18 protein-coding genes are annotated in these 20,186 nt (G+C 73.4%); 2 read left to right on the plus strand and 16 right to left on the minus strand.

Annotation, left to right across the window (positions count from 1 at the left end; genetic code table 11):
• Positions 1 to 5 precede the first annotated feature (5 nt).
• The 10 genes from AB0F29_RS12040 to AB0F29_RS12085 all read right to left on the minus strand — a co-directional run bounded on the left by AB0F29_RS12040 (position 6) and on the right by AB0F29_RS12085 (position 9,989).
• Entirely contained in the window at positions 6 to 983 is a 978-nt protein-coding gene (locus AB0F29_RS12040; RefSeq protein ID WP_361870477.1) for a terpene synthase family protein, read from the minus strand.
• 471 nt (positions 984 to 1,454) lie between these two features.
• The gene (locus AB0F29_RS12045; RefSeq protein ID WP_361870480.1) at positions 1,455 to 2,219 is read right to left on the minus strand and encodes a zinc ribbon domain-containing protein; all 765 of its coding nucleotides are present in this window, start codon (positions 2,217 to 2,219) and stop codon (positions 1,455 to 1,457) included.
• A gap of 745 nt (positions 2,220 to 2,964) precedes the next feature.
• Positions 2,965 to 3,540, minus strand: a complete 576-nt coding sequence (locus AB0F29_RS12050; RefSeq protein ID WP_098021952.1) for a phage tail protein I — start codon at positions 3,538 to 3,540, stop codon at positions 2,965 to 2,967.
• Positions 3,537 to 5,498 (minus strand): putative baseplate assembly protein, encoded by a 1,962-nt coding sequence (locus AB0F29_RS12055; protein ID WP_361870484.1) that lies wholly within the window; start codon positions 5,496 to 5,498, stop codon positions 3,537 to 3,539. Before AB0F29_RS12055 ends, AB0F29_RS12050 begins: the two co-directional genes overlap by 4 nt.
• Entirely contained in the window at positions 5,498 to 5,947 is a 450-nt protein-coding gene (locus AB0F29_RS12060) for a GPW/gp25 family protein (protein ID WP_361870487.1), read from the minus strand. The genes AB0F29_RS12055 and AB0F29_RS12060 overlap by 1 nt, the downstream gene beginning before the upstream one ends.
• Positions 5,944 to 6,261: a PAAR domain-containing protein gene (locus tag AB0F29_RS12065; RefSeq protein ID WP_018959944.1), complete on the minus strand. Its 318-nt coding sequence runs from the start codon at positions 6,259 to 6,261 to the stop codon at positions 5,944 to 5,946. The genes AB0F29_RS12060 and AB0F29_RS12065 overlap by 4 nt, the downstream gene beginning before the upstream one ends.
• Before the next feature lie 126 nt (positions 6,262 to 6,387).
• Positions 6,388 to 8,169, minus strand: coding sequence for a VgrG-related protein (locus AB0F29_RS12070; protein WP_361870491.1), 1,782 nt, complete (start codon positions 8,167 to 8,169; stop codon positions 6,388 to 6,390).
• Positions 8,166 to 8,888 carry a peptidase M23 gene (locus AB0F29_RS12075; RefSeq protein ID WP_361870494.1) on the minus strand — a complete coding sequence of 241 codons (723 nt, stop codon included), beginning with the start codon at positions 8,886 to 8,888 and terminating at the stop codon, positions 8,166 to 8,168. Before AB0F29_RS12075 ends, AB0F29_RS12070 begins: the two co-directional genes overlap by 4 nt.
• Positions 8,889 to 8,946: 58 nt before the next feature.
• Positions 8,947 to 9,372 carry a phage tail protein gene (locus AB0F29_RS12080; RefSeq protein WP_361870497.1) on the minus strand — a complete coding sequence of 142 codons (426 nt, stop codon included), beginning with the start codon at positions 9,370 to 9,372 and terminating at the stop codon, positions 8,947 to 8,949.
• A gap of 95 nt (positions 9,373 to 9,467) precedes the next feature.
• Positions 9,468 to 9,989 (minus strand): hypothetical protein, encoded by a 522-nt coding sequence (locus tag AB0F29_RS12085; protein ID WP_361870500.1) that lies wholly within the window; start codon positions 9,987 to 9,989, stop codon positions 9,468 to 9,470.
• A 604-nt stretch (positions 9,990 to 10,593) separates the two neighbouring features.
• On the opposite strand from AB0F29_RS12085, the gene AB0F29_RS12090 reads away from it, so the two are divergent.
• Entirely contained in the window at positions 10,594 to 11,223 is a 630-nt protein-coding gene (locus AB0F29_RS12090; RefSeq protein WP_361870502.1) for a hypothetical protein, read from the plus strand.
• 1,503 nt (positions 11,224 to 12,726) lie between these two features.
• On the opposite strand, the gene AB0F29_RS12095 is transcribed toward AB0F29_RS12090, so the two are convergent.
• The 5 genes from AB0F29_RS12095 to AB0F29_RS12115 form a co-directional block, all read right to left on the minus strand.
• On the minus strand, positions 12,727 to 12,885 hold the full coding sequence (locus AB0F29_RS12095; protein WP_003966147.1) for a DUF6760 family protein: 159 nt from the start codon (positions 12,883 to 12,885) through the stop codon (positions 12,727 to 12,729).
• Positions 12,882 to 13,382, minus strand: coding sequence for a hypothetical protein (locus AB0F29_RS12100; protein WP_361870510.1), 501 nt, complete (start codon positions 13,380 to 13,382; stop codon positions 12,882 to 12,884). Before AB0F29_RS12100 ends, AB0F29_RS12095 begins: the two co-directional genes overlap by 4 nt.
• Positions 13,379 to 13,819 (minus strand): phage tail protein, encoded by a 441-nt coding sequence (locus tag AB0F29_RS12105; RefSeq protein ID WP_003966145.1) that lies wholly within the window; start codon positions 13,817 to 13,819, stop codon positions 13,379 to 13,381. The genes AB0F29_RS12100 and AB0F29_RS12105 overlap by 4 nt, the downstream gene beginning before the upstream one ends.
• A 62-nt stretch (positions 13,820 to 13,881) precedes the next feature.
• Complete coding sequence (locus tag AB0F29_RS12110; protein WP_361870514.1) at positions 13,882 to 15,423, minus strand: phage tail sheath family protein; 1,542 nt, start codon at positions 15,421 to 15,423, stop codon at positions 13,882 to 13,884.
• A 703-nt stretch (positions 15,424 to 16,126) separates the two neighbouring features.
• Positions 16,127 to 17,437, minus strand: coding sequence for a hydrolytic protein (locus tag AB0F29_RS12115; RefSeq protein ID WP_361871131.1), 1,311 nt, complete (start codon positions 17,435 to 17,437; stop codon positions 16,127 to 16,129).
• A gap of 238 nt (positions 17,438 to 17,675) precedes the next feature.
• On the opposite strand from AB0F29_RS12115, the gene AB0F29_RS12120 reads away from it, so the two are divergent.
• The gene (locus AB0F29_RS12120; protein WP_361870517.1) at positions 17,676 to 18,437 is read left to right on the plus strand and encodes a LuxR C-terminal-related transcriptional regulator; all 762 of its coding nucleotides are present in this window, start codon (positions 17,676 to 17,678) and stop codon (positions 18,435 to 18,437) included.
• Positions 18,438 to 18,691: 254 nt separating this feature from the next.
• Here the strand turns inward: AB0F29_RS12120 and AB0F29_RS12125 are convergent, their stop codons facing one another.
• Positions 18,692 to 20,068: a hypothetical protein gene (locus AB0F29_RS12125; RefSeq protein ID WP_361871134.1), complete on the minus strand. Its 1,377-nt coding sequence runs from the start codon at positions 20,066 to 20,068 to the stop codon at positions 18,692 to 18,694.
• Between the last annotated feature and the right edge of the window lie 118 nt (positions 20,069 to 20,186).

Genomic DNA, 20,186 nt, shown 5'->3' on the forward strand with positions numbered 1-20,186 from the left:
GGCGCTCAGGCGGCGAAGTGCTGGGACAGCGAGTCCCGTTCGTCCCGTTCCACCAGATCCGGGCGGGTGTAGCGCTCGGCGCGCGCGTGGTAGTCGAAGTCGCCCCGTACGAGTCCCCGGTAGTCCTGGACACAGCGCTCCAGGGCCGCCCGGGTCGGGCCGCCGATGCCCGCCGCCTCGATTTCCTCGATCAGCTCCCTTTCCGCCCGCTGCACCCGCTCGGCGATCCGGGCCAGTTGGACACCGGCCTCGTCGACCGCTTCCTGGAGGGTGCAGCCCCGGTCGCGCTGAATCAGCCGTACGGCGTTGTGCTCGTACCCGAGAGCGGCTTCCTTCTCGAAGGAGCAGATGTCGTTGCAGAGACCGGAATGATCGGTGACCGCGTTCCGCAGGGCGATATACGCGGGCAGACTCCGGGCGGAATCCGGGAGGTCGATTCCGGCGGTGATCTCATGCAGGCAGAGAAAGGGCTGCATGGCGACCGAATCCCGCCGGTGCTTGGCGAATTCTGCCCGGCTCGGCACCTGCCCGGCGGCGCGCTCGACGGCCTCGGCGTAGTACGTCCACAGCCAGGCGGCCGTATCCCGCCGGAACTGCCGGTTCCACTGCGGCGACCGGCCGCGGCAGGTGCGGTCCCGCAGCCCGGCGAGCGCCCGCTCCATCGGCCCGTTCGGCGCGGCCCCGTCGAGGACGTCCACCAGGCGGGTGATCGCCGTCTCGCACATCAGTGGATCGCGTCCGGCCGGGCCGTCGTCGAACTCGTCGTCCACGAGGAAGGCCCAGAAGAGCCATTGACAGAAGAGGTCGAGATGCGCCTGTTCAGCCTGGGGGAAGATGAGCGAAATCCATAGTTCCGGGCGCGTCCGGATCATTTTCTTCCGAGCCGGCAGGGACAGGTGGAGCCCTTCTGATTCGGCCCATTCCCAGGCTGCCTCGCGGGTTTCCGTCAGGCCTGGATGACATCCAGCACTCTGGAACGGCATGTGAAACGCCGGTAACGTGATATGGCTCATTGCAGCCCCTCGACTGATGAATGCGGGCGGACGATGTGGACGACGCATTCCGGGTGATCGGGCAGGGGACGCACCTGCCCGGAGGCGGCTGCCGCGAGCCCGGCGGCCGGGCGGCGGGGCGACATGCGAGGTCGGAGTGCCATTGCCGGCTTCCTTCCTCCGCCGGGAGCCCGGGGCGTCGGGGCAGGGGGCGGCGAGCCGATGGGCAGGCGCGTCACCATGGGTGATGCCCAGTCAACCCCGGGTGGGGGTGCGGAGGGAAGCCATTTGTGACCGAAAATGTTTGATCGTCAATAACTCTCTGATCGCTACTGGGTAGTTGGTGACCTCGCGGGGCCCTCGGTGCGGTCGTGTCAGGAGTGGGGCCGGGAGTGTCGTGCGATGGGCGGAGTGACGGATTCCGGCTCGGGGTGCGCCTGCTTCCGGCCCGGGCGCGCCTGCTCAGGTGCGCTTGAAGAACTCGACCTCGCCGACCGCGATCGGCCGTCCCTCGCCCTGGCCGGCGGCCTCCCGCAGCACCAGCTCCACGGAGACGACGTCGCTGATGCCCATCCGCGTCTCCTGCTTGCCGGGCTTGTCGTTGAGGGTCACCGTCTTCTTGTGCACCTTGTCGTCCTTCGTGGTGATGATCAGCTCCGCCCGGGTCGGCCGCGCGCCTCGCCGGAACTCCTGCGGCTCCTTCGACACACCGGTGTACACCACGACGCCGACCAGCCGGAACGGCGTCCGGAACGAGGCGGTCAGCGACGCGCCGAGCGCGGGGGCGCCCCAGTACTTGTTCGTCAGGGTGTCGATCGCCGCGCTCGCCGGGTGACCGGGAGCCGAGGCGCTGGCGGTCACCCCGGTGGGGCTGATCTCCCGCGTGCCGCCGAGCTTGTCCCGGACGTCCTCGTAGACGTAGCGCCCGAGCGGGAAGAACAGGAAGCCCGCCACCAGCAGCCCGGCCACGACCAGGACCAGCAGCGTCCGCCGCAGCGCCCGGCCCGAACCGCCGCGTACCCGGCGGCGGAACGGCCACACGGTGCGCCACCACGGCAGGGCGGCGGGCTGCTCCCGGGTCCGGAGCGGAGCGGCGCACCGCCGGCAGAACTGCCGCCCCGGCAGGTTCGGCGTGCCGCAGGCCGGGCAGGGCGGCCCGTCCGGCGTCTCGTCCGCCTCCACCGGCCGCACGACGGGCCGCCGGGCCACGGGCTTGGCCGGCCGCACCGCCCCGATGGGTTCGTCTCCCCCGCCCCCATCGGACGCGCTCCTGGAAGCCGGTGCGACGACCGGTGCGGATGCCGGGATTCCGGGACGTACGGGAGCGGGGGCGGGCCGGACCGGAGGCACGCGCGGAGTCGCCGGAACGGGGTTCGCCGGGGGCGCGGTGGGCTGCGGCGGTACGGGGGTGGGCGCGGGAGCGGGAGGCGTCGCGGAAGGCCCGGGCGCGGGAGCGGACCGGGGCGGCGCCGGCGGTTGTTCAGGGCGCGCGGGGGCAGGGCGCGGGGGCGGCCCGGGGCGTTCCGAGGGCGCCGGTTCGGGGCGCGCGGGGGGCTCGGGGCGTTCCGAGGGCGCCGGTTCGGGCCGCTCCGGCGCGTCGGGGGCGGGCGCGGGGGAGGGCGGACCCGGGTCCGTTGCGTGCGGCGGCGGCGGGGGCGTCGGCGGCCCGGCCGGGGTAGGGGCCGGGGCCGGGATCGGCGCGGGCCCGGGGCGGGCCTCCGCCACTTCCGCTTCCGCAGCCGCCGCAGCCGCCGCAGCACCAGCCGACTCTGGCTCTGGCTCCGACTCTGGCTCTGGTTCCGGTTCCGGTTCCGGTTCCGGTTCCGGTTCCGGCTCAGGGTCCGGTTCCGGAGCCGCCGCTCGCTTCGGCCGCGTCGGCTGGGAGGACCAGCCCAGGTATCCGCCGCAGTTGCCGCAGAAGTCGTCACTCTCGCCGTTGGCCGTACCGCACGCCGGGCACGAACGCATCACGTCAGCTTCCTGTCTGTTCGGGCTCTCCGGGCGGGCCCGGCAGGACCTCCACCCGGCAGGTGAGGTGGACGGGGCACGAGGCGGTGGCGACGTCCAGGACGCGGCGGGCGTCCACGGCGACGCCCTCGCGCACCGGCCAGACCCGGACGAGCAGTTCACCGGTCGGCGGCGGCGGAAGAGCCGCGCCCGGCTCGGCCGACCAGGTGGCGCCCCCGCCGTCCCGGACATCCGCGTGCACACCGCAGCAGAGCCGCAGCCGCTCGACGAGACCCCGCCGCGTGCCGCGCCACCGGTGCAGCTCCACGGCGCGGGCGACGACCGCCCGGCGCAGCTCGACCGGCCACGCCGGATCGGCCTCGACGCCCACCCAGGAAGCCAGCCAGGGCAGGAAGTCGGCCGGGGCCAGCGACGGGTCGAAGTAGGCGGGCAGGTTGTCCAGGGTGGACAGGACCGGGGCCAGCACCGTGTCCAGGCCCGCCGTGAACCGCTGGGCCAGGTCGTCGTCCGCGTACAGGGCGGGCAGCAGTTCGCCGATCGGGTACCGGCTGGGCAGCCCGGGTATCGCGGCCCGCGTCATACGCCCTCACCGGCCCCGTTCGCGGTGACCACCACCTGGTGCTGGTGCGAGAAGACCAACGCCCCCGGCGCCACGTCGACATGGTCCACCGCCGCCCCGCGCCGCCCGGTGATCGGGTCCGCAGGGAACAGCCGGACGTCCTCCACCAGACCGGCCCCCTCCACGCGCTGGAGCACGGCGAAGACCTCCCCGTACTGCACGGGCCTGCCGAACGGCCACCCCTGGCCGTCCGCCCCGCCCCGCAACGGGTCGATGTGCCGGAACAGCGCCTCCAGCGCCTCCACCCGGACCCGGTCCACATCGCCGGGCGCGGCCACCAGCCGGGCGACGACCGTGACGCCCTGGTAGGCGGGGGGCTCCACGAGCAGCCGGGTGCCGACAAGACGCCGCTCGTCGAGCCGCTCGGTGACCGCCGCGAGCACCGGGTCCGAGGGGATCAGCTGCTCGAACCGCAGCCGGCCGTCCTCGTCGGGGGTCGCGTCGGGCACCACCAGCACCCGTACCGCACCGGCCTCGCCCGCCACGGCCGGCAGACACCGCACCCGGCGCAGCGACGGCGCGGCCTCCCGGGCGATGACCTCGTAGTCCTCGGCCGTCACCGCCCGCTCCTGCACCCGCAGGATGTTGGGCGCGCGGACCTTCGCGTTCTCCACGGTCTCCCCGTCGACGCCGCCGGTCGCCGCCTCACGGTTGTTCACGCCCGCGACGTACGGCACCGAACTGCGCAGCACGGAGATCGCACCCCGGGCGACGTTCCCCGCCGCGCCGCCGCCCGTCCGGTAGCACGGGACGCGGAGCTGGGCGCCCTTCTCCGGCACCGCGCCGTACGCGCGCATCGTGCCGTCCGGCTCCCGCACCTCCGGCGGGAACGCGAACTCCCCGGCGACGGCGTCGATCCGCACGTGCCGGTCACCGGGGCCGGACGCGCCGAAGTGCTCGACCGGGGTCCACACCTGCCAGCCCTCGTCCGTCGACACCTGGACGACCGGCGGCTCCCCGTCCAGCAGCAGCGGCGCCCGGTTCACCGAGAACCGCTGCCCGGCGACGCCCTCGGACACCCCGAGGGGCACGTCGAGGACGGTCTCCGCGTGCTCGGCCGCCGCCGTGCCGCCGACCGTGAACACCTCGGCCTCCCGGATCGTCGGCGACTCCGAGTAGAACGGCTGGCCCGGCTCCGGGGCGGTGACCCGGCAGCGGAGCCACCCCGCCCGGGTCCCCGCCACGACGGAGGGGGTGTGCCCGGCCGGGACGAACACGATGACCTCGCCGGGCCTGTTCAGCCCGCCGGTGCTGTCGGTGCCGGTCGCGCACGTCACCCAGCGGGCCCCGTCCCACGCCTCCCACACCAGCGGCGGCTGACGCGGGTCCACGCCCACGCCCTCCACCCGGCTGTCGAGGCGGACGGCGACGATGCACCGGGGCACGGCCGTCGGCAGCCCGAACAGCAGGGCGTCGCCGGGTTCGGGCCGGGCCTGGAAGCACGGGATGTCCTTGCCCGCGCCGAGCGGTCCCGTCCGGTCCGTCTGCTCGCCGGACACCGGTGCGGTGACCAGCCGGACCAGCGAACTCGGCACGATCGGCAGGTCGTCGGAGGTGGAGAACACCACCGGCTCCTCGGCCTCCCCGCGCGCGGTGGCGACCTCGGTGCCCGCGAGGAGGTGCACGGTCTCCGGCTGCGGCGCGGACAGCCAGAAGTCGATCTCGGCCCGCGCCACGGCCGGCGGGAACAGGGTCACGCCCAGCAGGTCGAGGAAGGCCGCGTAGTTCTTGTCCGGCACCCGGTTCAGCCGGTACAGCAACTGGTCGACCAGGTAGGCGAACGTCTCGATCAGCGTGACCCCGGGGTCCGACACGTTGTGGTCGGTCCACTCGGGGGAGCGCTGCTGGACGTACCGCTTGGCCTCGTCGACGAGCTGCTGGAAGCGCCGGTCGTCCAGATTGGGCGAAGGCAGGGGCATCAGCGCACTCCCGCTTCCCGAGCGGCCCCGGACGAGCTCTCGGAAGAGCCCTCCGACGACGGGATCGTGTAGAAGGGAAAGACGAGGTTGCGCAGGTCGTTGGTGGCCCGCACGGTGTAGTGCACGTCGATGTAGAGCGTGCCGTCCTCGATGGCGTCGAACGCGATCACCACGTCCGTCACCTCGATGCGCGGCTCCCACCGCTCCAGCGAGGTGCGGACCTCCTGCGCGATCCGCCCGGCCGTCGCCCCGTCGCCGGGCGCGAAGACGTAGTCGTGGATGCCGCAGCCGAACTCCGGGCGCATCGGCCGCTCGCCCGGCGCGGTGCCGAGGATCAGGCGGATCGCCTCCTCGATCTCCCGGTCCCGCTCGACCAGCGCGATCCCGCCCGTCGGCCCGACCCGCAGCGGGAAGCCCCAGCCGCGCCCGATGAATCCGCCGCCGCTCACATCGGGCCCCCGATCAGGACGTTCGGCGCACCGCTGATGATGGGCGCGCCGCAGCTGGTCTTATCCATCATCCGGGCGGCGGGCAGCCCGCCGATGAGTACCTGACCGGTGAGCGCGCCGGCAGGGTTGGGCATGATCACGTTGCCGGGCCCGAGCAGGGCGTGCGGGGGGATGACGCACACATGGAGGCTCCCGGTGACGGCCGCCGGCCGGCCGCCGATGAACACGGTGGCCACGGCCACCGCACCCGGGGGCGGGGTGCCGATGAGACCGCCGTGGGCGGTGCTGTCGCCCGTGCGGGCTGCGGGGGGCATGGCCGGGGTTCTCCTAGCGGTGAAAGGGACTGCGGGGAAATCGGACTTCGGGACGGTCGGGGTTCGTGGCGGACGGGCGGGCGGCGGGCGGCCGGGCGGGTGCGCGGCAGAGGGGCGGACGGGCGGTCAGTTGATCCTGATGAGCTTGGCCTTGAGGACCGCGAGCAGCCCGCCGTCGACCGTGACCCCCGTCCTGCCGTTGACGGTCACCGAGCGGCCCGTGATGTTCACGTCACCCGTGGCCCCCGCGTCGAGCGTGATGCCCGAGGCGGACAGCGTCACCGAGCTGAGGTCCCGGGTGCCGCCGCGCGCCTTCACCGTCAGCGTGATCTCGCCCTTCTTCTCGTCGAGCATCACGTCGAGCCGCTTGTCACCGCTGGCGATGCGCACCCCGGACGGGCCGCGCGGAGCGTCGAGCAGCTCCAGCCGGTTGCCCGAACGCGACACCAGGGAACGGCGGTTGACCTTCCCACTCGTCGGGTCGACCAGCGGGACGTCGTGCGGCGATGGTTTGTCGACCCCGTTGTACAGACCGCCGAGCACATACGGGCTGTCCAGCAGCCCCTGCTCGAACCCGACCAGCACCTCGTCGTTGACCTCGGGGCTGAACACCCCGCCGCCGCCCTGGCCGCCCCACTGCACCGTACGGACCCAGTCGGTGACGTACGTGTCGTCGAGCCACGGGAACTTCAGCCGCACCCAGCCGCGTTGGCCCCTGCCCTCCTCGCGGATGTCGGTGACCACCCCGATCGCCAGGCCCGGCATGCGGGGGCCGCGCGAGGGGGCGTTGCCGCCGGAGGCCAGGCCGGAGAGCGACCGGTCCGGCGAGGCGCTGACGATCACCGTCGTGCGGTAGCCGGTGTCCGGTTCGAGGACGTGGTGCGCGGCGGTCGCGGTGTAGCGGCCGGAGAAGGCGGGCCCCACGTTGCCGAGGGCCACCGGCATGCCCGCCCGCAGCTGCGGGTTCCCGTTGGCGACCGCCTCGATCTCCCCGAATCCGGCGCTGACCGAGGCGGCGAGCGCACCGGCCACGGCCCGGGTCTCCGCCTGGGTGCGGTACGGGGTGTCGGCGATCGTCGTCCGGGATCCCGAGCCGAACATCTTGGCCGCCGTCGACGGGCTCATCCCCGGGGTGACGGTGTTGCTGCGGACGGACTGCTGCCGGGCCACCAGCCGGGTCTTGGTCTCCACGTTCCAGCCGCGCACCTCGACGCTGTCCGACCCGTCCGCACCCGTCAGCACCGCACGCAGGGCCAGCAGGTTGTTCCCGTACTCCAGGACCATCGGGTCGCGCGTGGCGGAGGTCGAGGGGGAGGGGGCCGAGGAGGCGGGGTCCGGCTTGGTGAACTGCAGCCGGCCCTTCTCGTCCACCCGTACGGTGGCCCCGCTCTCGGCCGCGAGGTGCTGGAGGAACTCCCAGTCCGACACGTTCGGCTGGGTCACCTGCTTGTACGTGACGGGCGCGGCCTCGACCCGCCCGCAGACCAGACCGGCGCCGGCGGCGACCTTGCGGACGATGTCCGCCGTCTTCATGTTCCGGTACGCCACGACCTTCCGGCCGCGCTGGAGCCGGTGCGCCTTGGAGAACGCCCGCACGACGGTGAACGAGCCGGTGGTGTCGGTGTCCAGCTCGACCGCCGTGACCTCCCCGGTGAACAGCCGTTCGGGCGCCCGGTCCCGCGCGGTGACGACCGAGACCTTCAGCGGGGTGCCCATGCCGATGCCGGTCGCGGTGAGGAAGGTGTGGTCGGGGTCCCGGTACATCAGGACGGCGGTGTCCGGCAGGCCCACGTTCTCGTCGACCACACAGCTCACCAGCTGGGTGGCCCAGGCGGCGGGCAGCTCGGCGGGCGCCTCGACGATCGGGTCGGCGGCGAAGGAGCGGCCGGGGGCTTCCTTTCCGCTCACCGGCTCTCCTCCGCCAGGTGGTCTTCCCGTCCGGGCACGAGGAGTTCGCTGCCCGGGGTCAACTGCATGGGGTCGTCGATGTCGTTGGCGTGCGCGATGGTCCGCCAGGCGGTGGCGTCGCCGTACTCCCGCCAGGCCAGCAGCGGCAGGCTGTCCCCGGCCACGACCCGGTGCGTGCGCCGTGCCTCCTTCGAACCCGAGGTGGGGTTCTGGCCGGCCGGGCCGATGCTCGCCTCCTCGATCGACAGGGAACAGGTGGCGCGCAGCGGCTTCCCGTCGACGTCGAACAGGGTGTAGGAGACCGAGAGGTTGGAGAGCACCCCGTCGAACGAGGTCGTCTTGGACGTCCCCCAGTCGAAGCGCACCCAGGGGCTGGCGGGCGTCTTGCGGGCCAGGCTCTTGGGGGTGGGGACACACGCGGTCATCAACTTCTCCACCGCCTTCTCCACGGAGTTGTCGTGCGTGGCGGTGGCGTCCAGGAAGACCTCCAGCGACAGGGCCCGTGGCCCGCTGCCGACGAACTCGGGCAGCGCGGACTGCCCGGCCATCCGGGACGGAGTGCGCCGCCACTCGGTGGTCTTGCTCAGCGACAGCTTCGACGGGTTGAACTGCAACGTGAGACGGGCGAGCGCCCCGCCGGGCTTGGCGCCGACCGTCGACGGCGGCTCCATGATGGTCAGCTGGGCGCGAGCGCGGCTCGCGCGGAGAGCGGGTGACATTGCGGTCCTCCTTCCTTCGTCCGGTTCCTGGCGGGTGTGTCGGTGCCGTCGGTGCCGGTCAGGAGGGCTCCAGGCCCTCGTGCGCGATCTCCAGCGTCTCGATCGCCGCCTCGGAGTTGGCCGGATCGAAGGAGGGCCCCTGCCAGCGCACCGGCACGATGCCGTGCACCTGCCAGCTGATGATCCGGCTGAGGTCGGGCCGCAGCGCCACGATCTCGCCGTCCTTGGGCTCGACCCGCTGGATCGTCTCGTTCAGCCAGCGCGCGATCTTGAGGGTGTCGGCGGTCACCGGGCGGGTCAGCGTGATGTTCGTCCAGTTGATCCGCCCCGGCAGCTGCCAGGTGAATCCGTTGTTCCCGCCCTCGGCGTACGTCTCCATCTCCACCTCGGCGCCCAGACCGGAGCAGGTGTGGAACGCGCCCAGGTCGCTGCCGCCGATCGCGAGCTTGAAGAACACGCTCGTCGCGAAGATGTTGTCCGTCATGCGTCTCTCGTCTTCTCTGCTGTCTCTCGTACGGGTCGTGCGGGGTGGTGCGGTTCTTCCCGGTGCGCCGGGCGGGCGCCGGGGCGGTCGGGCGGTCAGCGTCGGCCGTCGTGCAGCCGTCCGCTGCGTTCCCTGCCCCGGCGCAGATCGGCGCGGATGAGCCGGCTCACCGGGTCGAGGAGCCGGCGGGCCAGCTCCTCGATCTCCCCTCCGCTCAGCCGGTTCGCTGACGGAGCGTCGGAAGCGTCGTCGGAGCCGGTGGCCGCGCCCGTCGCCCCGGCTGCGGGCTGCGGCGGGGCGGCCTGCACCGGAACCCCGGTGATCCCGGCCTTCGCCGCCGCACGCTGGACCGCCTGCGCCCTGCTCTCCGGGCGGCCCGCTCCGGCGGCCTGTGCGGGCGCGCGGGGCGGGACCCGTACGGAGAGTCCGGGCGACGCGCCGGGAGCGGCGCCGCCCGCGGGGGCAGGCCCGGTGAGCGGTGGACCGGCGACGTCGGGCGTCACCGGCATGGCCAGCCGCTGTACGGGTACGGCGGCTTCCGGACGCGCCGCTTCGGGCGGATGCGGCCGGACGACGGGAACGGGACGCGTGGCGGCGGTCACGGACACCGGAGGCATCGGGGTGGCACCCCGCAGTTCCGGCCGGGAGGGCAGGGTGCCCGGGAGCGGTGCGGCGCGTTGAACAACAGGGGTGGGGGCAGGGGGAGTGACCGCCGGGACGGCGGCCCGGTCCGAGGCCGGGGCGGCGTGCCGTGCGGAAATCCGCTGCGGACTTCGGGGGGACGCCGGCTCGGAAACCCGCTGTGGAGCCTGGCGGGGCGTCGGCCCGGAAGCCTGCGGCGGTGTGGCGGTGCCGGGCGGCGCGGGCGAGGGCGTTGAGGTCCGCCCGGACCGTCGTACGAGTCGCTGGAGTACGCCACGGGCGGACGGACCGCGCCCGGCGGGGGCGGCCGTGGCCCCCGGTGCGTGACCCGGCGCGCTCCCGTCGTGGCGGTCGGCGGGTACGGCGCTCCGGTTCGCGGTGCCCCCGGCCCGGTCGGTGGAGGTGTCACCACCCCGGCGCGGGGGGTTCGTGGTCGCCGAACGCTGGACCGGGGGCCCCGAAGCCGTACCGGAGGACGTCGGTCGCGCGAGGCCGGCGCTCGGCCCGCCACCGGTCCGCCCGTCGGCGGGGCTCGGTGAGGGAGCGCCGGCGCCCGGCTGCCGCACGTCGCGCCGCCAGGTGGCCGCCACGACCGGGCGCGCGGTGCCGCCGCCCGCCGTCGACGTGGTCGGAGGCGCCGAAAACCCCTCGGCGGAACCGGTGTTCACCGTCAGGGCGCGGCCGGAGAGCAGCGTTCGTGACCGCTGGGCAACGGGCGACGGCGTCGCGTCGGCGGAGCCCTGTGCCGTACGGCCCCGGGCGATCGGCCGGACGCGTACGGGCGGCGGGGGAGCCGTGGAGGCCGGACCGGTCCGGGCCCGGGCGGGCTCCGCCGCGCGCTGGACGGCCGCGTTTCCGGACGAAGACCCGGCGGGTGCTGAGGGTACGGCGGGCGGGACGGAAGCCGTCCGCACCGGCATCGCGGAGGGCGTGCCCGGGAGCCCCGGAGCGGGGGCGGGAACAGCGGGCCCGGTGTTCGGGGGCCGACCCGGATCCGGCCGCGCCCCGGCGGGCGCGCGGTCACCGAGCAGCGGCGCGTCGCCGCCGAGCCGGGCCGTGGGCGGCAGCGCGGGAAGCGGCGTGCCGATCCCACCCCGCGCACGGGCCCGTGCGCTGCCGGAAGCGTCGGCCCGCGGTGCCGGCTGCACCGAAGGGGAGGGCCCCGAGGCTGTCGACGAACCGGACGGCCGGGTGCTCTGGGACGACTGAGGTGACGGGGACGACCGGGGTGACTGGGGCGTACGGGAACGGTTCTCCGGTGACGACGGCTGCTGCTGCGGTGCCGACGACGACGACGGCGATGGCGATGGCGATGGCGATGGCGACGGCGCAGGTGCCTTGGTCGATCCGGTCGATCCGGTCGAACGGCGCGTGGGTGTCGCGGCTGTCGCGGCTGTCGGGGCCGTCGGGGCCGGAAGGCCCGGCGAGTTCGGCGGGTCCGAAGCCTGGCGCTGGAGCACCGGCATCTCCGCCGGGTGGGCTGTCGCCGGGGCGGACGGCACGACGCCCGCCGGTCCGTCGGCACCGGCCGGCCTGGCTCCGGCGGGCATCTCGCGCAGAGGCCGGCCCAGGGCCGGGCGCACCACATCGGCGGCGGGCCGACCTGAGCCACGGTCGGGAGACGGGGCGTCGCCTTCCGGAACCGCACGGTCAGGACCGCTGCGCCGCTCGGTTCCGGCCCGCTGGACGGCGGGGACGGCGGCTTCGGCTGACGGCGCGGCTGCCGAGGACGAAGGGGAGGACGCGGGGGGTGCGGAGGAAGCGGATGAGGAGGAAGGGGCGGCGGGCGTGGCGGGCACGAGCCCGGCGATCTGCCGCAGCGGCATCGCCGGACGCCGGGCGACGATCAGCGGCGGGGCGATCCGCTGCGGACGTACGGCGGCGGGAGGGCGCGCACCGGAGGACACGGACGACCTGGAGGGAGCCGTAGAGTCGGACGGGGCCGTGGAGGAGGACGGGTCGGATGATCCCGACACAGCCGACGTACTGGACGTACCTGCCGCAGCCGACGTACCGGACGTACCCGACGTGCGGGAGATCCCCGACCCGCCCGACGCACTCGACCCGCCCGATGTACGCGACTTGGCCGCCGGCGACCGGTTGGCGGCGGACAGGGACGGGGCCGGGGCGCGTGCCGCGCTCGCCCGCTGGACCGTCGGCGAGCCGGTGGTCGGCTTCCCCGTCCCCGTACCGCCGTTCGTCCTGCTGTCCCTGGCCGCCGCCCGGGTCACCGAGGCGGGCGGCAGGCCCGTCGTGGGAGCGGCGGGGTCATCGGCGCCCGGGGGCCGGACCGCGCGCAGCAGCAGCGGCCCCCCGGGGGACGTGGTCCTCGCGCCGCCCGGGCGGGCCACGCCGTGGATGAGGCCGACCGGCGCCGACGGCAGGACGGAGTGGCCGAGTTCCCCGCCGAGCGCCGGGTTCTGCCAGGAGGCCAGCCGCGAACGGAACCGCAGCCCGTCGCTCACGCCGATCGAGGACCGGGCGACGGTCACTGTCGGCGGGGCCACCCGCCGCCAGCCGCCGTCCCAGCCCCCGCCCTCGCCGCCGGAAGCCGCCGAGGAACCGGTAGCCGAACCGGATGCGGAAGCGGGGCCGGACTCCTGGCCGGATGTGGGTACGGCGGACACGCCGGCGTGCCCGCCGTCCTCCCGCGAGGGCGCGCCGGAGCCCTGCCGGTCCGCCCGGCGCAGCCAGTCCCCGAGCCCCACACGATCACCCGCCTTCGTTGACGCGGGTGTTGATCCGCGCTATCTCCCGCACCCACTGCTGACGTTCGCCGTGGGTGAGGTCGAGAATGTCCTCACGCTGCCAATGGAAGTGGTAGGCGACGTACGCGATCTCCTCCCGCAGCCGGGGAAGCGCGTACGTCACGATTCCCCCAGGCGCCCACCCGAGAGGTCCACCTCGAACGACCCGTGGCACAGCGGGCAGGTCACCGCGGCATGCGTGTGGCCCTCGCTGTTGATCCGGCGGTAGAAGTCCTGGAGGAACGCCACATCGGTCGCGTACATCCGCTCGACGATCCCGGCGTGCACATCGGTGACCGTGCCGAGCTGGGTGATCACCTGGCTCAACAGCACCACGGACAGATACGCAGGGTTCTCCTTCACCCGCAGGTCGATCTGCGGGCGCAGCTCGTCCCGGGCCGTCGCGAGCCGCATGGTGCCGCTGCGGTGCACACGGCCCTCGTCGTCGACGTACCCGCGCGGCAGCTCGAAGGCGAACTCCGTCTGAAGCGTGTCCCGTTCCCGTTCCCGGGGGCGGGCGGGCGCGGGAACGGCGGCCTCCTCGCGTGCGGCGGGCGCCGTGGCGAGGTTGTCCAGGACCTCTTCGAGGCCGCCGCCCGGCGTAACGGTCCGGCGCCTCATTCGACCACGATCTCCTCGAAGGTGATGGTCACCGTCTCGGTCGCCGCGCTGGACTCGCCGGCCTTGAGGGAGGGGCCCTCCCACTTGGAGGCCCAGCCCTGCATCAGCTGGATGCGGCGGACGGTCTCACCGGTCGAGTCCTTGATCTCGATCGTGAGGTTCTGCCGCGCGGTGTCGACGGCCCCGTTGTTGAGGGTCTCCTTGATCCAGGTGGTGAACTCGCTGCTCTGGTCGAGCCCTCGGGTGATCGTCACCTCGCCCGCCTGCCGGGCGCCCGGCTGCTTGCGGATGATCTGCTTGCCCTCGGCCGTCACCTGACGGACCTCGACGACTTCTTCCTCGACGGTCATGCCGCTGATCTCCTGGATGGACTCCACGAGATAGCCGCCGAGCTGTACGCCGAAGATATGGGTGGAAAGAGCGTCGCCCTCTGCCATGACTCTGTGTCACCTGTTCTGATCGATGGTGAAAGTGAAGGGGTGGGGGAGGACCGCGAGGGTCACTCGTCGACGAGGCTGGTGCTGTCGGAGAACTGCGAGAGACGGAAGATCACGAACTCCGCGGGCTTCACCGGGGCCACCCCGATCTCGCAGACGACCTGACCGAGGTCGATCGACTCCTGCGGGTTGTTGCTCCGGTCGCACCGGACGTAGAACGCCTCCTCGGCCGTGCGGCCGAACAGCGCCCCGCGGCGCCACTCCTCGGTGAGGAACGAGGTGACGTTGCGCCGGATGCTCGACCAGAGGCGGTCGTCGTTCGGCTCGAACACCACCCACTGGGTGCCCAGGAGGATGGACTCCTCCAGGTAGTTGAAGAGGCGGCGCACGTTGAGGTAGCGCCAGGCCGGGTCGGACGAGAGGGTGCGCGCGCCCCAGATGCGGATGCCGCGGCCGGGGAAGGCGCGTACGCAGTTCACGCCGATCGGGTTGAGGAGGTCCTGCTCGCCCTTGCTGAGGCGGATCTCCAGGTCCACCGCGCCCCGGATGACCTCGTTGGCGGGGGCCTTGTGGACACCGCGCTCGTTGTCGCTGCGCGCCCAGACGCCGGCCACGTGACCGCTCGGCGGGACCAGGGAGTTGCGGCCGCTCGCCGGGTCGAAGACCTTGACCCACGGGTAGTAGAGAGTCGCGTAGCGCGAGTCGTAACCGGCGTCCTCGTTGCGCCAGGTGCGCACCCGCTGGGCGTTCATGCCCGGCGGGGTGTCGAGGACGGCGACCCGGTCGCCCATCTGCTCGCAGTGCGAGATGACCGCCAGCTGCACGGTCTTGACGCCCTCGGCGTCGATGTCGCCGCGCTGGAAGGCGCTCATCAGGTCCGGGACGGCGACCATCGTGATCTCGTCGATCGCTTCGAGGCCGGAGAAACCGGTACGCGCGGAGGCGTCGCCCACGTACTCCGAGGCGTCTAGCCGTGCCACACCGGAGCCGGGGGCGCCCGCCGCGGCGGGGGCGAGGGCGACGGTCTGCTTCTCGGGGCGGCTCTGCGCCGTGCCGGGCTGCTCGGTGACCTGGACGAGCCTGGAGTCGCGGGCCTGGGTGACCAGGTAGCCCTTGACGTTCTTGCGGGTGGAGACGTCGTACGTCTCCACGGCCTTGCCGCCCTGGCGCACCAGCAGCCGGAAGCGGTCCTCCGGGGGGTTCTCGCCCTCGGCGTCGGCGATCTCCACGGAGAGGTCGGCGCCCGTGCCGGGCTTCGCGGAGACCAGGAACCCGCCGAGCGCGACCGGGGCGGGGGCCTGGGCGACCGAGCCCTGAGCGGTGGCCTCGGCGCCCTGCGCGGGGCCGCCGATGCGGACGATGTAGGCCGCGCCGCCGCCGTTGGCGAAGAAGCCGTAGACGGCGTGGGCCAGATAGGTGTCGGCGGTGAAGGCGCCGAACGTCTGCACGTACTGGTCCCAGTTGGTCACCAGCGTCGGCTGGTGGAAGGGGCCCGTCCCGGCGAAGCCGACGAAGGCTGCGACCGCGGTGCCGACACCTTCGATGGGCCGCGCTCCGGACTGCACCTCCTCCACGTAAACACCGGGGGTGAGGTACGACGGCATGCTCGCTCCTTCTGGACGGTCACTCGATCACTGGCCAGTCTTGACCGTCCGGCCGGGCGGGGAGTAGGCCCCAGAGTCCTGGACCCGGGGCAATGCGGCTGCCTTTCCGGGCCCCCGTACGCCGGGTAACACTGCCCTTGGCGGGCCGGGCGGGCCGGTAGCCGTATTCGCGGAGCCGGCCCGCATTCCCCGGGCGACGTGAAGAGAAAGAGAACAATGTGTTACGGAACGGCCCGAATCCGCCGCCTCCGCCGGGGGGTTGAGTGAAAGGCGGACGCCGCGCCAGGGACCTGATGTGTTTGGTATCTCTTTTTCCCGGTAAACCACGGAAGGCCGAGCGCCGTCCGGGGCCGCCGGGCCGGCGGACCGAGGTGACGCGATTCGGCCAGAATGCGCCGAGAAGGTGGGGGGATTCGGTCGTATACGGGAGCGGAAATCGGGCACGGGGACGCTCCGAACGGGCACCCGTCGTCTGTCACCGGGCCGTCAGGACCGTTCCTGAGCAGGGATGTTCGTGCCCGCGGCCAGCGGATGCGGATATTCTTCCGATGCTGTCTTCGCCGCGGGCGACCGAACTGGTCGAGACCTCTGGTGTACCGGGGAGGGCTAATCCGCCACCCCCCGGCACGCCGGGTTTCCTCTCGACCGGGTTTCTGCTGTTGTCTCGTCGACAGACGAAGCAGAACGCCCGGCGTCGCTGTTTCTATCGTGCGAGATCGCTCAGTTCGCCGCTGACATTCAGAACCTGATGGCACCCGGAAGCCTGCGTACCGGTGGCCGGAGTGCCGGGCTTGGCACAGGTGACGGAGGCGGTGACGGTGGCGTTCTCCGGAACCTGAATGGGGGTGACCCAGTGATAGTCCTGGTTGCGGAAGGTTTCCAGCGCGATCGTCGTGATCTTGTTCTCTCCGAAGGAGATCGTCACGATGCCCTCGTCCCCCTGGAAGTTCGCCACCACGATGTCGGTGACGCCGAACACCTTCCCGGCAGGAACCTTGTAGACGCCCTCTGCCGAGCGTCCCGCCGGGGTCTTCACGTCGATGGTCTTGGAGTGCTGCGCACCGCCACCGCCACCGCTCCCGCCGGTGCCCCCGCCTCCGCCGGAGCCACCCGGGCCCGAGCCGCCCGGGCCGGAACCGCCCGTACCGGGGCCCGTTCCGTCCGGACCGGCGCCCTCGCCCTGACCGCCTGCCGGGTTCTCCGCGCCGCCGGGCGGCGCCGACCCCTGCTCCTTGCCCCGCTCGGCCTCCTTCTGCGCGGCCTTCGTCCCCGCCTGCTCGGCCGTGCTCTTCACCGCGGGACGCACCAGCGCGAACCACGCGAGCAGCAGGGCCAGCAGTGCCGCCAGCACGATCAGCAGCCACTTGGGCAGCACCGGTATCTGGGCGAACTCCCCGGGCAGCGGCTCGGGTCCACCGGGCTGCTCGTCCCCGGCCTCCCCCTCGGCGCCCTCGGTCGCCCGGACCTCGAACGGCCAGGTGACGGGCTCCCCGAACCAGATCAGCGTCCGGGCCCGGACCTTCAGCCGGACCTCCGCCGACTCTCCCGGCTCCAGTCGCTTCGTGTCCGGCGTGAAGGTGAGCCGCAGATCCTCTCCGGCCTGCTTGCCCGCGAGGACCACATCGACCGGGGTGTTCCCCTTGTTCTGCACCGCGGCACCGAAGCGGGCGCCCAGCCAGCCCCGGCGGCGGCGCGGTTCCAGCTCCGTGCGCAGCTCGTGGAAGGGCTCCACGGTCACCGTGCCCTCGGGGACCACCACCGACTCGGGCCGCTCCGCGGGCAGGACCCGTACGGCCAGGGGGGTTTCACCCGCCCGGACCTCGTGGGAGCGCGGCGGGGCGAAGGTCAGGGTCACCGTCTCGGAGGTGCCCGGGTACAGCGACACACGCGCCGGCTCGACGGTACTCCAGGCGGCGCAGTCGCCGACCACCTCAAGTGTGTAGGCCTCGACGATGTCGCCGTCGTTGCGCACGGTCAGGGTGGTCGTCGCGGTACCGCCAGGCGACACCGTCACCGTGGGGCTTTCGAGTTCGGCAGATGTGGTCACTCTGCGACGTTAGGCCGCCCGTACCCCTCGGCAGCAGAGACGCGAGGGCAACAAGCGGGCAGGGGTGGTGCCCCGCGGGCCCCTCGGCACAGTGTCCCCGCGCCCCCTCCGCGCGCCCGCGGGCCGTGCCCCCGGCCGGCGGGGGTGACATGAGGACGAGCAGGCATATCGGGCTGAAGTACCTGAGGAAGACGGGCACGGAACGATGACGACGATCACGGACACGACGAACAGCACAACGAACAGCACGGCGAACGCGACCGCGAACGGCGCGGCGGCGCGCGGGCACTACCGCAGGCCCGACGCGGCGCACCGCCGCACGGCCGGCCCCGGGGGAGCGCCCGGGGGCAGGGTCTCCGTGGCGGTGTACGCGGAGGATCTGATCCTGCAGACCGGCATGATCCACCAACTGCGTGTGCGGCCCGAGATAGAACTGCTGCCGGAGGCCGAGGCGGACCGGGCCCAGGTCTCGCTGGTCGTGGTGGACATGGTCGACGACCCCACCGTCCAGCTCCTCCACCGCCTCCAGCGCAACACCTCCACCCGCACCGGACTGGTCGTGGGGTTCTTCGAGTCGGGCGCCCTCCAGACCATGATCGAGTGCGGGGTCGCCGCCGTGCTCCGGCGCGGCGAGGCCGACCAGGACCGGCTCGTCCACCTGGTCCGGGCGATGGCCAACGGCGAAGGCGTCCTGCCCGGCGATCTGCTCGGCAAGCTCCTCGACCACGTCAGCTCCCTCCAGCGGACGGTCCTCGACCCCCGGGGGCTCACGCTCTCCACCCTCACCGCGCGCGAGGCGGAGATGATCCGGCTGGTCTCGGAGGGCTGCGACACCGCGGAGATCGCGCAGAAGACCTCGTACTCCGAACGCACCGTCAAGAACGTGCTGCACGAGGTCGCGACCCGGCTCGAACTGCGCAACCGGGCCCACGCGGTCGGATACGCGATGCGGCACGGGCTGATCTGAGGGCCCGCCGCCCCAGTCCGGCCAGGTGTCCCGGCCGGACGCGGCCCGCCCCAGCCCCCCGCCCCAGCCCCGCCTCAGCCCCGCCCCGGTCCGGCCCCAGCCCGGCCGGGCGCCGGGAGGGGCGACTCTGCTCGCGGAGACGGGAAACCCGGGCCCGGCGTCGGCTCGGCCCCGGTCCGGCCGCTCCCGTCCCCGGCCCGCCCCGTCCGCCCCCGGCCCCGCTCGCGGAGACGGGAGCGAGCCCTGGCCCCCAGTCAGCGCTCCGCCGCCCGCGTGCCGTCGGGACCGGCGAACACCAGTTGCGTCAGTGGCGAGGGCAGCCGGTCGGCCTCCACCGTGATCCGGTACAGCCCGGCCTCGGGGAGCTCCACGTCGGCCGTCAGCACGTCGCCGTCCTCCGCGTACGGACGGACCCGGCGGCGGACGGGGCCGTCGACCGAGGCCACCGTGCAGTCGATCCCGGAGGGGTCGTCGGTCCCGGTGATCCGGAGCGACCACGGCGCCTCCGGCGTCACGTAGTCCGGGACGGTCAGCCCGAGGCCCTCGTCCGCCTGGTCCGGACCGAGGTCTTCCTCCTCCAGGAGGAAGTCGACGACCGCGTGCCGCGCTGCACCGCCGCTCGCCAGCGCACCGTGCTGGAGCGCGATCGGAACAGCCCCGCCCCCGGGCGACGCCGAATCCCGGTGGACCGTACCGTCCCCCCGGGTCCCGAAGCGGAGCGCCACCCCGTTCTCGTCGCGCCTCAACTCGCCGTCGCGGTGGGTGCGGAAGCAGTACTCGGACGCCAGGACCTCCCCGTTCTCCAGCCGCAGCGACTGCACCGTGTCCTGGTGGACTCCGGCGACCGGGCGGTGGTGGGGCAGCTCGTGCCGGGCGAAGAACTCCCCGGACACCTTCGCGAGTTCCTCGTCCCCGCCCAGCGCGCCCACGTCCGACGGGGTGAGCCGGCGCGCCCCGGCGCCCTCCTCCAGGCAGACGAACCGGGGCAGCAGGTCGTGGACGCCCGGCATCGCGGCGGCCAGCGCGGCCAGCCTGCGGTGCGGCAGCGGCAGTGGCGCGCCCTGCGCGGCGTTGAGGATGTTCGCCGCGACGACGGAGCCCCGGAACGGTGTCCCCAGCGTCATCACTCCCCGGGTGTCGGCCGCCAGATCGTCGTCGAATCCCAGAGTGAGCGCCGCATGGGTGACGAGCCCGCCCATGGAGTGGGCGACGAAGACGAGACGCCCCTCGCGCTCGTCGAGCGCCCGGCGGCGGGCCGCTGTGTGGGCGGGGTGCCCCCGCCACCGCTCCAGATGCCTGCGCGCCTCCGCCGCGAGGAGCCGGGCGTTGACCTCCACCGGCAGCCGCCAGTCATAGGGGAAGGGCAGCACCGCGTCGGGGTGGGCGACGGTCTCCTCGATGGCCCGGGTCAGCTTGTGGTACGGCTCGATGCCCCGCACGAACGGGATCCACACCGGGGTCCGCAGGAGCCTGCGCGGCTGGATCCGCCCGTACTCCCCGGCCTGTTCCTCCGGCGTCAGACGCAGCGGGGCGAGACCGTCCCGGGTCAGCCAGGCCTTGGCGAGCCACTGGGGGTGCGCCAGCCCCCAGAGCACCTCGCCGGTGACGGTGTCGTACAGCTCGCTCCCCATGATGCCGGGGACGATCACGACCGCGTCGTGCGTGACGGCCGGAGTCACCTCCGGAGACAGGCGGGGGGCACTGCCGGGGCTGCGGCCCGGATTCGTCTGCGGCGGCTTCGTCATGCCT

Source organism: Streptomyces sp. NPDC026589, assembly GCF_040638385.1.
Lineage (GTDB): Bacteria > Actinomycetota > Actinomycetes > Streptomycetales > Streptomycetaceae > Streptomyces.

What these genes read in the sequence shown, in the direction of transcription:
- AB0F29_RS12040 (WP_361870477.1), bottom strand. Translation starts at nt 983, where the DNA reads ATGCCGTTCCAGAGTGCTGGATGTCATCCAGGCCTGACGGAAACCCGC.
- AB0F29_RS12050 (WP_098021952.1), bottom strand. Translation starts at nt 3,540, where the DNA reads ATGACGCGGGCCGCGATACCCGGGCTGCCCAGCCGGTACCCGATCGGC.
- AB0F29_RS12055 (WP_361870484.1), bottom strand. Translation starts at nt 5,498, where the DNA reads ATGCCCCTGCCTTCGCCCAATCTGGACGACCGGCGCTTCCAGCAGCTC.
- AB0F29_RS12065 (WP_018959944.1), bottom strand. Translation starts at nt 6,261, where the DNA reads ATGCCCCCCGCAGCCCGCACGGGCGACAGCACCGCCCACGGCGGTCTC.
- AB0F29_RS12075 (WP_361870494.1), bottom strand. Translation starts at nt 8,888, where the DNA reads ATGTCACCCGCTCTCCGCGCGAGCCGCGCTCGCGCCCAGCTGACCATC.
- AB0F29_RS12080 (WP_361870497.1), bottom strand. Translation starts at nt 9,372, where the DNA reads ATGACGGACAACATCTTCGCGACGAGCGTGTTCTTCAAGCTCGCGATC.
- AB0F29_RS12085 (WP_361870500.1), bottom strand. Translation starts at nt 9,989, where the DNA reads ATGCCTCCGGTGTCCGTGACCGCCGCCACGCGTCCCGTTCCCGTCGTC.
- AB0F29_RS12100 (WP_361870510.1), bottom strand. Translation starts at nt 13,382, where the DNA reads ATGAGGCGCCGGACCGTTACGCCGGGCGGCGGCCTCGAAGAGGTCCTG.
- AB0F29_RS12105 (WP_003966145.1), bottom strand. Translation starts at nt 13,819, where the DNA reads ATGGCAGAGGGCGACGCTCTTTCCACCCATATCTTCGGCGTACAGCTC.
- AB0F29_RS12110 (WP_361870514.1), bottom strand. Translation starts at nt 15,423, where the DNA reads ATGCCGTCGTACCTCACCCCCGGTGTTTACGTGGAGGAGGTGCAGTCC.
- AB0F29_RS12120 (WP_361870517.1), top strand. Translation starts at nt 17,676, where the DNA reads ATGACGACGATCACGGACACGACGAACAGCACAACGAACAGCACGGCG.
- AB0F29_RS12125 (WP_361871134.1), bottom strand. Translation starts at nt 20,068, where the DNA reads ATGGGGAGCGAGCTGTACGACACCGTCACCGGCGAGGTGCTCTGGGGG.